The sequence below is a fragment of the Streptomyces ossamyceticus genome (assembly GCF_001418475.1).
Classification (GTDB): Bacteria; Actinomycetota; Actinomycetes; order Streptomycetales; family Streptomycetaceae; genus Streptomyces; species Streptomyces ossamyceticus.
Genome location: NZ_LIQX01000532.1, coordinates 1 through 10,831 on the forward strand (window position 1 = coordinate 1; position 10,831 = coordinate 10,831).

Annotated in this window: 9 protein-coding genes and 1 pseudogene; 4 read left to right on the forward strand and 6 right to left on the reverse strand. The window is 71.2% G+C overall.

The window, feature by feature from the left end; all coding sequences use genetic code 11:
- Positions 1 to 730: 730 nt before the first annotated feature.
- A complete protein-coding gene (locus AOK15_RS32105; protein WP_055521839.1) occupies positions 731 to 2,179 on the forward strand; it encodes an NAD(P)H-quinone dehydrogenase in 1,449 nt (482 codons plus the stop codon).
- A 144-nt stretch (positions 2,180 to 2,323) separates the two neighbouring features.
- On the forward strand, positions 2,324 to 3,331 hold the full coding sequence (locus tag AOK15_RS32110) for a DeoR/GlpR family DNA-binding transcription regulator (protein WP_079058835.1): 1,008 nt from the start codon (positions 2,324 to 2,326) through the stop codon (positions 3,329 to 3,331).
- A gap of 588 nt (positions 3,332 to 3,919) precedes the next feature.
- Here AOK15_RS32110 and AOK15_RS32115 read toward each other — a convergent pair.
- Together AOK15_RS32115 and AOK15_RS32120 are read right to left on the reverse strand one after the other, a co-directional pair.
- The gene (locus AOK15_RS32115) at positions 3,920 to 4,483 is read right to left on the reverse strand and encodes a TetR/AcrR family transcriptional regulator (protein WP_055521841.1); all 564 of its coding nucleotides are present in this window, start codon (positions 4,481 to 4,483) and stop codon (positions 3,920 to 3,922) included.
- A 206-nt stretch (positions 4,484 to 4,689) separates the two neighbouring features.
- Positions 4,690 to 6,465, reverse strand: coding sequence for an acetyl/propionyl/methylcrotonyl-CoA carboxylase subunit alpha (locus AOK15_RS32120; RefSeq protein WP_055521842.1), 1,776 nt, complete (start codon positions 6,463 to 6,465; stop codon positions 4,690 to 4,692).
- 380 nt (positions 6,466 to 6,845) lie between these two features.
- On the opposite strand from AOK15_RS32120, the gene AOK15_RS32125 reads away from it, so the two are divergent.
- Complete coding sequence (locus AOK15_RS32125) at positions 6,846 to 7,316, forward strand: hypothetical protein (protein ID WP_205632270.1); 471 nt, start codon at positions 6,846 to 6,848, stop codon at positions 7,314 to 7,316.
- A gap of 7 nt (positions 7,317 to 7,323) precedes the next feature.
- On the opposite strand, the gene AOK15_RS32130 is transcribed toward AOK15_RS32125, so the two are convergent.
- The 4 genes from AOK15_RS32130 to AOK15_RS32140 form a co-directional block, all read right to left on the reverse strand.
- Positions 7,324 to 7,947, reverse strand: a complete 624-nt coding sequence (locus AOK15_RS32130; protein WP_055521844.1) for a Maf family protein — start codon at positions 7,945 to 7,947, stop codon at positions 7,324 to 7,326.
- A 54-nt stretch (positions 7,948 to 8,001) separates the two neighbouring features.
- Entirely contained in the window at positions 8,002 to 8,130 is a 129-nt protein-coding gene (gene mmpB / locus AOK15_RS48400) for a morphogenic membrane protein MmpB (protein WP_107099558.1), read from the reverse strand.
- 71 nt (positions 8,131 to 8,201) lie between these two features.
- The gene (locus AOK15_RS32135; RefSeq protein WP_055521845.1) at positions 8,202 to 8,411 is read right to left on the reverse strand and encodes an acyl-CoA carboxylase epsilon subunit; all 210 of its coding nucleotides are present in this window, start codon (positions 8,409 to 8,411) and stop codon (positions 8,202 to 8,204) included.
- A 14-nt stretch (positions 8,412 to 8,425) separates the two neighbouring features.
- Positions 8,426 to 10,024, reverse strand: a complete 1,599-nt coding sequence (locus tag AOK15_RS32140; RefSeq protein WP_055521846.1) for an acyl-CoA carboxylase subunit beta — start codon at positions 10,022 to 10,024, stop codon at positions 8,426 to 8,428.
- A 291-nt stretch (positions 10,025 to 10,315) separates the two neighbouring features.
- Between AOK15_RS32140 and AOK15_RS32145 the strand changes: the two are divergent.
- Positions 10,316 to 10,831 (forward strand): annotated as a pseudogene (locus AOK15_RS32145) (biotin--[acetyl-CoA-carboxylase] ligase); the annotation flags it as partial.

Consider the following 10,831-nt stretch of genomic DNA (forward strand, 5'->3'; position numbering starts at 1 on the left):
CCCTGAGGCCCCAAGAGGAGGGGACACCAGCGAGCCGGCCGCCGAGAGGAGCCGACCACCCGCGAGCCGACCAGTGCACCAAGCCGGCGTCCCGGAACGGTCGGCTCCTCTCGGCGGCCGGCTCGCTGGTGTCCCCTCCTCTTGGGGCCTCAGGGAGGCCCCAAGAGGAGGGGACAGGCGAGGTCAGGCGAAGGGGCCGAGGGGAAGCATGCTTTCGACGGGTGGGGTCGATCGCGGGAGCGCTCGTGCACCGACGGGTGCGTCTGCGGAGGGCTCGTGAACCGGGCAGAGGAGTCGCGGGAGGGGTGTGCGGGCAGCAGCGGGACCAGCCTGAGCGACGCTCGGCAACCGTGAAACGAGCGGTCGGGGGCACACAGGCAACTGGGCGGTTCGGCCGCCGAGGGGAGCAGACCCCCTGGGAACCGGTCGTCGAGAGGGCCGGCATGTGCGAACCGGCCCCGCGGAACGGGCGGGAACTCGGGAACTGCCCCTGGCCGCCCTCTGCCCTTCCCCTCCCGACTCTCGACCTCTTCCCCGGTCCTCTGTCCCTCCTCCTCTCGGCCCCTTCCCTCCCTCCTCTCGTCCCTGCCCCGGCAGGTACTCGGCCTCTCTCCTCGTCCCCGTCGGCCTCCTGCTCCCCCGCTGTCCCAGCAGGCCACGAAGCCGCTGCCCCCACCCTCGCCGTGGCCCGTGGACCCCGACTCCGCCGCATTCGGGATCGTGCGGGAGAATGGGGTACGTGACTCGGATCGTGATCATCGGTGGCGGACCCGGCGGCTATGAGGCGGCGCTGGTGGCCGCGCAGCTCGGCGCGGAGGTGACCGTCGTGGACTGCGACGGTCTGGGCGGGGCGTCGGTGCTGACCGACTGCGTGCCGTCGAAGACGCTCATCGCGACCGCCGAGGTGATGACCACCTTCGACTCGTCGTACGAGGAGCTGGGCATCATCGTCGCCGACGACACCCCGTACATCGACACGCCCGCGCGTGTCGTCGGGGTGGACCTCGGCAAGGTCAACCGGCGTGTGAAGCGGCTCGCGCTGGCGCAGTCGCATGACATCACCGCCTCCGTGACACGCGCCGGCGCGCGGGTCATGCGCGGGCGCGGGCGGCTGGAGGGCCAGCAGGACCTCGACGGGTCGCGCAAGGTCGTCGTCCGCGCCGCGGACGGCTCCGAGGAGACCCTGATCGCCGACGCCGTCCTCATCGCCACCGGCGGCCACCCGCGCGAGCTGCCCGACGCGCAGCCCGACGGGGAGCGGATCCTCAACTGGACGCAGGTCTACGACCTCGATGAACTGCCCGAAGAGCTGATCGTGGTCGGGTCCGGTGTGACGGGCGCCGAGTTCGCCGGTGCCTACCAGGCGCTCGGATCGCGCGTCACCCTCGTCTCCAGCCGCGACCGCGTGCTGCCGGGCGAGGACCCCGACGCCGCCGCCGTCCTGGAGGACGTGTTCCGGCGGCGGGGCATGAACGTCATGGCGCGCTCCCGGGCCGAGTCCGCCAAGCGGGTGGGCGACCGGGTCGAGGTGACCCTCGCCGACGGGCGCGTCATCAGCGGCACCCACTGCCTGATGGCCGTCGGCGCCATCCCGAACAGTGCCGGCATGGGCCTGGAGGAGGCCGGGGTCAAGCTCAAGGACTCCGGGCACATCTGGACCGACAAGGTCTCGCGGACCTCGGCCCCCGGTGTGTACGCCGCCGGTGACGTCACCGGCGTGTTCGCCCTCGCCTCCGTGGCCGCCATGCAGGGTCGTATCGCCATGTACCACTTCCTCGGCGACGCGGTGGCCCCGCTGAATCTGAAGACCGTGTCGTCCAACGTCTTCACCGACCCCGAGATCGCCACCGTCGGCTACACCCAGGCCGACCTCGACGCCGGGATCATCGACGCCGTCGGCGTGAAGCTGCCGCTGCTGCGCAACCCGCGCGCGAAGATGCAGGGCATCCGCGACGGCTTCGTCAAGATCTTCTGCCGGCCGGGCACCGGTATCGTCGTCGGCGGCGTCGTGGTCTCCCCGCGCGCTTCGGAACTGATTCACCCCATCTCGATCGCGGTCGACAACAACCTGACCGTGGAACAGATCGCGAACGCGTTCACCGTGTACCCGTCCCTGTCGGGCTCGATCGCCGAGGTCGCCCGCCAGCTCCACACCCGCAAGGCGGGCGGCGGCGTCTGACGAGGTCACACGGCGGTACGAGGGCGGGTCCGGGCCGGTCGGCGGTCCGGACCCGTTGCGTTTACGTCCCGGATGGCCCCTATATCACTCCTCGCCCCACGGTGCGAACAACTTCTGTTATTCGGCGCAAACTGCTGAAAGCAGATGGTCGTTGGCGTTACTGTCAGTTTCGTGTTCGCTGCAGAACGTCGCCAATTGATCCTCGAAATGGTGCGGGCCAATGGAGCCGTGTCGCTCCGTGAGCTCGCCCGCGTCGTCCAGACCTCCGAAGTGACCGTACGGCGGGACGTGCGCGCTCTGGAGGCAGAAGGACTCCTCGACCGCCGGCACGGCGGTGCGGTATTGCCGGGCGGGTTCACGCGGGAGTCCGGCTTTCCGCAGAAGTCTCATCTCGCGACCGCCGAGAAGACGGCCATCGCCGACCTCGCCGCGAGCCTCGTCGAAGAGGGCGAGGCCATCGTGGTCGGGGCGGGGACCACCACGCAGGAGCTGGCACGCCGGCTCGCGCGGGTCCCCGGGCTGACCGTCGTCACCAACTCCCTGTTGGTGGCCCAGGCGTTGGCCCACGCCAACCGTGTGGAAGTCGTGATGACCGGCGGTACCCTGCGCGGTTCCAACTACGCCCTGGTCGGCTCCGGCGCCGAGCAGTCCCTCCAGGGGCTGCGTGTCTCCAAGGCCTTCCTCTCCGGGAGCGGACTGACCGCAGAGCGCGGCCTGTCCACGTCCAACATGCTGTCGGCGTCCGTCGACCGGGCGCTGGTCCAGGCCGCCGCCGAGGTCGTCGTCCTCGCCGACCACACCAAACTGGGCACCGACACGATGTTCCAGACGGTGCCGACCGATGTGATCACCCGACTGGTCACCGACGATCCGCCGGGCCACGACGACCGCGCGGTCACCGAGTTGCAGGCCCTGGCCGATCAGGGCGTGCAGATCTCCGTGGCCGGGGCGTCGGGCGGCGGAGCCACCGGCGGCGATCCCGCACCGGCACGCCAGTCCCGCCGGGACATGCCGCTCCCGGGCCCTCGCCGGAACCAGGTCCATGGCACCGCGCCCCAGTTGCGCACGGCCACGGTGCTGGGGGAGCAGCCGTCGACCGGCGAGCGGGAGAGGGAGCGAGCGGCCCGCGTGGCGGACCTGCGCCGCCGGTGAACGTGGTGGCGGCGACGCCCCGGGCGAGCCCCGCGGACACGAACGCCGCCACCGCCGGCCGCCGGCTCACCACGGCCACGGGCCGCCGGCTCACCACGGCCACGGGCCGCCGGCTCACCACGGCCACGGGCCGCCGGCTCACCACGGCCACGGGCCACCGCTTCACCACCGCCCGGGACCGCCCTTTCGCCGCGCGGTTCCGGCCTGCCGGTTCGCCATGGTCTCGGGTTGCCCGTTCGCTGCGGTTCCGGCGCGTTGGGCCATCACGGCTTGGGGGCGCCTGTTTGCAGCGCGGTTCCGGCCTGTCGGGTCGCCATGGTCTCGGGTCGGCAGTTTGACGCGGTTCCGGCCCGTCGGGTCACCACGGCTTGGGGTCGCCCGTTTGCCGCGCGGTGCCGGCCCGCCGGTTCGCTTCGGTCTCGGGTCGGCCGTTTGCCGCGGTTCCGGTCCGCCGGGCGTCACGGCTTATTGTCGGCTGTTTGCCGCGCGGCTCCGACCCGTCGGGGTCAGCACCGCTTCGGTCGGCCGTTTGCCGCGGTTCCGGTCGGCCGGGCCGCCACCTTTCGGGGTGATCGGTTCACCACCTCGCTACGGTTTCAGGCCCCGCAGCGTCAGGGTCAGTAGGCGGTCGGCCAGCTCCGGGTCGTCCGGGGTTTCCTCGGCCGCCAGCGCGATCGCGTGGGTGAGCTGGAGCAGATCGCCGATCGACACGTCGTCCCGTACCGCGTGAGCCCGCTGCGCCCGTGTCAGGAGGGCCGTGCCCGCCTCGCGGATCGGGGCGCAGCACCGGGCCAGGTCCGAGGCGTCCTCCTCGATGCGGGAGTCGGCGTACGACACCGTCATCAGGGCCTTCGCCAGACCCCGGTATTCACTCGCGCGAGTGATGATGTCGCGCAGCCAGATGACCAGTGCGGTGCACGGCTGGGGCGCGGCGAGCTGCTCCCGGGCCCGGGCCAGCAGCTCCTGCACCGCGTCCTCGAAGACCGCGCCGAGGAGGGCCTGCCGGTTCGGGAAGTGGCGGTACAGCGTGCCGATCCCGACGTCCGCGCGGCGGGCGATGTCCTCCAGCGAGGCGGTCGTGCCATGGGCCGCGAAGGCGAGGCGGGCCGCCGTGAGGAGGCGCTCGTGGTTGCGGCGGGCGTCTGCCCGCATGGGGCGGACGCCCGCCGGGGGCCGGGCCGCCGACGGCCGCGCTCCTGCCGGGGGCCCGGCCGGGGTGGTGCTCACCGTGGCCTCACCTGCTCTCCTCGCTGGGGTCTCCTCAGCCTAAGAGCTCGGGCGGCCCGGCGAGTTGCCGCGGGGACGAGACGACCCCCGCGGCCCTGACGGGCGCGGGGGTCGTCTCGTCGTACCGGTGCTCAGTCCTTGATGTCGCAGATCGCCGCGCCCGACGTGATGGAGGCGCCGACCTCCGCGCTCAGGCCCTTGATCGTGCCGGAGCGGTGGGCGTTGAGGGGCTGCTCCATCTTCATGGCCTCCAGGACGACGATGAGGTCGCCCTCCTTGACCTCCTGGCCCTCCTCGACGGCGACCTTCACGATCGTGCCCTGCATCGGGGAGGCGAGGGTGTCGCCGGACGCCGCGGGACCCGACTTCTTCGCCGCGCGGCGCTTGGGCTTGGCGCCCGCGGCCAGGCCGGTGCGGGCCAGGGTCATACCGAGAGCGGCCGGGAGGGAGACCTCCAGGCGCTTGCCGCCGACCTCGACGACGATCGTCTCGCGGTCCGTCTCGTCCTCGGGCTCGGCGGTGTCCGCGGGAGCCGCGAACGGCTTGATCTCGTTGACGAACTCCGTCTCGATCCAGCGGGTGTGGACCGTGAACGGGTCGGTGGAGCCGGTGAGTTCGGGAGCGAACGCCGGGTCCTTCACGACCGCGCGGTGGAACGGGATGGCCGTGGCCATGCCCTCGACCTGGAACTCCTCCAGGGCGCGCGCGGCACGCTGGAGGGCCTGCTGCCGGGTGGCGCCGGTGACGATCAGCTTGGCGAGGAGGGAGTCCCAGGCCGGGCCGATGACGCTGCCGGACTCCACGCCCGCGTCCAGACGGACACCGGGGCCGGACGGCGGGGCGAACGTGGTGACCGTTCCGGGGGCCGGGAGGAAGTTGCGGCCCGGGTCCTCGCCGTTGATGCGGAACTCGAAGGAGTGGCCGCGCAGCGGCGGGTCGTCGTAGCCCAACTCCTCGCCGTCGGCGATCCGGAACATCTCACGGACCAGGTCGATACCGGTGACCTCCTCGGTGACCGGGTGCTCGACCTGGAGGCGGGTGTTGACCTCCAGGAAGGAGATCGTGCCGTCCATGCCGACGAGGAACTCCACCGTGCCGGCGCCGACGTAACCGGCCTCCTTCAGGATGGCCTTCGACGCGCGGTACAGCTCCGCGTTCTGCTCGGGCGACAGGAACGGCGCCGGAGCCTCCTCGACCAGCTTCTGGTGGCGGCGCTGGAGCGAACAGTCACGGGTCGAGACGACGACCACGTTGCCGTGCTTGTCCGCCAGGCACTGGGTCTCGACGTGACGCGGCTTGTCCAGGTAGCGCTCCACGAAGCACTCGCCCCGGCCGAACGCCGCGACCGCCTCACGGACCGCCGAGTCGTACAGCTCCGGCACCTCTTCCAGGGTGCGGGCCACCTTCAGACCACGGCCACCGCCGCCGAACGCCGCCTTGATGGCGATGGGCAGACCGTGTTCCTCGGCGAACGCCACGACCTCGTCGGCGCCCGACACCGGGTCCGGGGTGCCCGCGACCAGCGGGGCGCCCGCGCGCTGGGCGATGTGACGGGCCGCCACCTTGTCGCCGAGGTCACGGATCGCCTGCGGGGGCGGGCCGATCCAGATCAGGTCCGCGTCCAGCACGGCCTGGGCGAACTCCGCGTTCTCCGAGAGGAAGCCGTAGCCCGGATGGATCGCGTCCGCTCCGGAGTCCTTGGCGGCCTGGAGCACCTTGGAGATGTCCAGGTAGCTGGTGGCGGGGGTGTCACCGCCCAGGGCGAACGCCTCGTCCGCGGCACGCACATGCAGTGCGTCCCGGTCCGGATCCGCGTACACGGCCACGCTCGCGATCCCGGCGTCCCGGCACGCCCGGGCGACGCGGACAGCGATTTCGCCTCGGTTGGCGATCAACACCTTGCGCACGATGGCTCCCTCTCCTTGAAACAAGCCGAGTTTAGGGACTGCCGACACGGCGTTTCGACCCGTCCTCAATGGTGACCTTGCCCACACGGAGCGTGAATCGAGGCTCGCTCGACCCGCGAAATCCCTTGTCGCACCGCATCACGCAGGACTCCACCCGAAAACCCTAGCCCTCCACTGTGGTCAAGGTCTCTGTGCGGCCGCGCTGCGGCCGGTTGGGTTTCTTTGTGGAATCCCTACTAATGGCCCAACGTTTCTTTGCTCTCGTGAGAACCCTTGTCCCCGGGTTTACCCGTTAGTAGCGTTCGCGATGTCCTGAACACGTACTTGGGGTAACGGTGCCCCGGTGGGAACGGCGCGGCAGGGAAAGTGGGTGGGTGGCGGTGATCCGCAGACCGGTGGCGGTGGTCACGGCGATCGTGCTGTTCGCGGAGGGGCTGGGGATCGCCCTGCTCCAGTGGTTCCTCGGCACCGTCGTCGACCGGCAGAAGATGTCCCTCGCCGGGCTCGACCCCGACGCGATGTCCCTGTCCTCGAAGGCCGGGGGTGTCGTCTTCGGGCTCTACTTCGCGTTCTGCGGGGTCGTCGCGCTGCTCGTCGCGGTACGGGACCGGCCCGCTGCCGGGCTCGGGCGTGTCGTGCTCATCAGCGTGGCCGTGGTGCACGGCCTGCTCGGTGCGCTCACCGTGGGGCTGGTCGGGTGGGGCGCGTTCGTCTTCATGATGGTGGTGCTGGCGCTCGTGGTGCTCACCCTGATGACCTACGACCGCAAGACGGGCATCGGGGAGCCGGGCCCGGACGAGGAGGGCGCGCCGGCCGCGCCCGTCGCGCCGCCGGCCGCCGGAGCGTCCTGAGCCGCCGCTACGGGGCTCGGGGGGTCCACAAGTCGGTGATGGCCACGTCCAGTTGGGCCAGCAGACGGCGCACCAGGGGAAGGCTGATGCCGATCACGTTGCCGTGGTCGCCGTCGATGCCGTCGATGAACGGGGCCGAGCGGCCGTCGAGGGTGAACGCGCCCGCGACGTAGAGGGGTTCGCCCGAGGCCACGTACGCGGCGATCTCCTCGTCGGTGGGGTCGCCGAAGTGGACGACCGTGGAGGCGGTCGCGGAGGTGTAGCGGCCGGTGGCGGTGTCGTAGACGCAGTGGCCGGTCTGGAGGGTGCCGGCGCGGCCGCGCATCGACTTCCAGCGGGCCGTGGCCTCCTCGGCGTCGGCGGGCTTGCCGAGGGCTTCGCCGTCCAGGTCGAGCACCGAGTCGCAGCCGATGACGAGGGCGCCCTTGACCTCGGGCTTCGCCGCGACGACGGAGGCCTTGGCCTCGGCGAGGGCGAGGGCCAGCTCGGCGGGGGTGGGGGCGGTGACGGCGTCCTCGTCCACACCGCTGACGATCACCTCGGGGTCCAGGCCGGCCTGGCGCAGCAGGTTGAGGCGGGCGGGGGACTGCGAGGCGAGCACCAGACGGCGCCGGGGGTGCGGTTCGGTCATGCGGTCAGGGTAGCGGCGGGCGCGCGGGGCGGCCGGGCCGTCGCCGCCCGGCGCTCAGAGGATGCCCAGGACCAGCATCGCCAGGACCATGGCCAGGGCCATGAGGATGCTGAGCCGGCGGAGCATGTCCTGGGTGTCTCGGAGTTCCTTGGGCGGCTCGTTCTCAGGGTCGGACCACAGCATGCTCCGATGGTGCGGGGCGCTGTGGTCCGGACGCCTGAGTACGCGTACTCATGTTGAGGCCGGCCGTCCGCTCAGCCGGGCCAGTAGCTCCGGCTCCAGGACGTGGGACCCGGCGCGGGCAGCCGGTGCGCGGCGATGCGGGACGGGTCGGACCAGGAGTCCCGGGGGGTGGGCGCGCCGGACGGCTGTGTGGCCGCCGCCGCGGCGCGCGCCTGGACCACCGCCAGGGCGGCGGCCAGCTCCTCGGGGGTCGGGTTGCCCCGTACGACTTTGATCACGATGGCTCCCGTCGGGTCTAGAGGGGGATGTTGCCGTGCTTCTTCGGTGGCAGGGACTCCCGCTTGGTGCGGAGCTGGCGCAGACCGCGGACGATGTGGCGGCGGGTGTCCGAGGGCGTGATCACGGCGTCGACGTAACCGCGTTCGGCGGCCGTGTAGGGGTTGAGGAGGGTGTCCTCGTACTCCTGGATCAGGCGGGCCCGGACCTCCTCGCGCTCCTCCTCGGAGGCGGCGGCGATGGTGCGGCGGTGCAGGATGTTGACCGCGCCCTGGGCGCCCATGACGGCGATCTGGGCGGTCGGCCAGGCGAGGTTGAGGTCGGCGCCGAGGTGCTTGGAGCCCATGACGTCGTAGGCGCCGCCGAATGCCTTGCGGGTGATGACCGTGATCAGCGGGACCGTGGCCTCGGCGTAGGCGTAGATGAGCTTGGCGCCGCGGCGGATGATGCCCTCGTGCTCCTGGCCGACGCCCGGGAGGAAGCCGGGGACGTCGACGAACGTCAGGACGGGGACGTTGAAGGCGTCGCAGGTGCGGACGAAGCGGGCCGCCTTCTCCGAGGCGTCGATGTCCAGGCAGCCGGCGAACTGCAGCGGCTGGTTGGCGACGATGCCCACGGGGTGGCCCTCGACACGGCCGAAGCCGGTGAGGATGTTCGGCGCGAACAGGGCCTGGGTCTCGAAGAACTCGGCGTCGTCCAGGACGTGTTCGATCACCGTGTGCATGTCGTACGGCTGGTTCGCGCTGTCCGGGACGAGGGTGTCCAGCTCGCGGTCCTCGTCGGTGACGGTGAGGTCCGCCTGCTCGGGGAAGGCCGGGGGCTCACTGAGGTTGTTCGAGGGCAGGTACGACAGGAGCTGCTTGACGTACTCGATGGCGTCCTTCTCGTCGCCCGCCATGTGGTGGGCCACGCCCGAGGTCGCGTTGTGGGTGCGGGCGCCGCCCAGTTCCTCGAAGCCGACGTCCTCGCCGGTGACCGTCTTGATGACGTCGGGGCCGGTGATGAACATGTGCGAGGTCTGGTCGACCATGACCGTGAAGTCGGTGATCGCGGGGGAGTAGACCGCGCCGCCCGCGCAGGGGCCGACGACCAGGGAGATCTGGGGGATCACGCCGGACGCGTGGGTGTTGCGGCGGAAGATCTCGCCGTACATGCCGAGGGCCATGACGCCCTCCTGGATGCGGGCGCCGCCGGAGTCGTTGATGCCGATCACGGGACAGCCGGTCTTCAGGGCGAAGTCCATCGCCTTCATGATCTTCTGGCCGAAGACCTCGCCCAGGGAACCGCCGAGGACGGTGAAGTCCTGCGAGAACACGGCGACCGGGCGGCCGTCGACCGTGCCGTAGCCGGTCACGACACCGTCGCCGTAAGGGCGGTTGTGCTCCATGCCGAAGTCGGTGGAGCGGTGGCGGGCGAACTCGTCGAACTCCACGAAGGAGTCCTCGTCGAGGAGCAGCTCGATCCGCTCACGGGCCGTCAGTTTGCCCTTGGCGTGCTGCTTCTCGACCGCGCGCTCGGAGCCGGCATGCGTCGCCTCGTGGATACGGCGCTGCAGATCCGCGAGCTTCCCCGCGGTCGTGTGGATGTCGATGGTCGCTGGCTCTTCCGGCTCGGACATCGGGATGCGGCTCCCTGCCTGCTCAGTGGGACGTGAGGGTGACGTTGAATGCGGATGCTCAGAAGTGGGGGCGGTTACTCATCCGTAGCGTAGTGCTGCGCCTACCGTTCGGCAGTGCGGCGTTTACCACACTCCTGCCCCCTTCCGCTTGTGCGATCGGAGCGTCGCGGCGGGACACGTCGGAGGGGTGACATCACGAGAGTGATCGAGCGCCCGTGAACCTCAGCTCGTCAGGGCTGGAATCCGTCTCCTTCTCGCGGGGCGGAGGATGTCAAACCTAGGGTGGGTTGCATGACGAACCCACCAGGTGCACAAGGTGACCCGTCCAGCGGACCGGGTGAGCCGAAGTCGGCCCGCTGGACCGACCTCGGCCGGCCGCCCCTCAACTCCGCCTCCCTGCGGCGGGGCCTGGTGCGGGACGGCGGTCACGGGGGCCTGTACCGCGATGTGGAGGTCGTGCAGCGCACCGGCTCCACCAATCACGACCTGGTGAACCTCGCGGTCCGGGGGGACGCCGAGGAGGGCGCCGTCCTCGTCGCCGAGGAGCAGACGGCCGGCCGGGGCCGCCTCGACCGGCAGTGGACGGCACCGCCCCGCTCCGGCCTCTTCTTCTCCGTCCTCCTCAAGCCCACCGAGGTGCCCGTCCACCAGTGGGGCTGGCTGCCGCTGCTGGCCGGTGTCGCCGTCGCCACCGGGCTGTCCCGCGCCGCCGGCGTCGACACATCACTCAAATGGCCCAACGATGTGCTGGTGACCGTCGGCGGCGAGGACGCAAGGCCGGCGGCATCCTCGCCGCCGACGGTCACC

What these genes read in the sequence shown, in the direction of transcription:
- AOK15_RS32105 (WP_055521839.1), top strand. Translation starts at nt 731, where the DNA reads ATGGGGTACGTGACTCGGATCGTGATCATCGGTGGCGGACCCGGCGGC.
- AOK15_RS32110 (WP_079058835.1), top strand. Translation starts at nt 2,324, where the DNA reads ATGGTCGTTGGCGTTACTGTCAGTTTCGTGTTCGCTGCAGAACGTCGC.
- AOK15_RS32115 (WP_055521841.1), bottom strand. Translation starts at nt 4,483, where the DNA reads ATGCGGGCAGACGCCCGCCGCAACCACGAGCGCCTCCTCACGGCGGCC.
- AOK15_RS32130 (WP_055521844.1), bottom strand. Translation starts at nt 7,947, where the DNA reads ATGACCGAACCGCACCCCCGGCGCCGTCTGGTGCTCGCCTCGCAGTCC.
- mmpB (WP_107099558.1), bottom strand. Translation starts at nt 8,130, where the DNA reads ATGCTGTGGTCCGACCCTGAGAACGAGCCGCCCAAGGAACTCCGAGAC.
- AOK15_RS32140 (WP_055521846.1), bottom strand. Translation starts at nt 10,024, where the DNA reads ATGTCCGAGCCGGAAGAGCCAGCGACCATCGACATCCACACGACCGCG.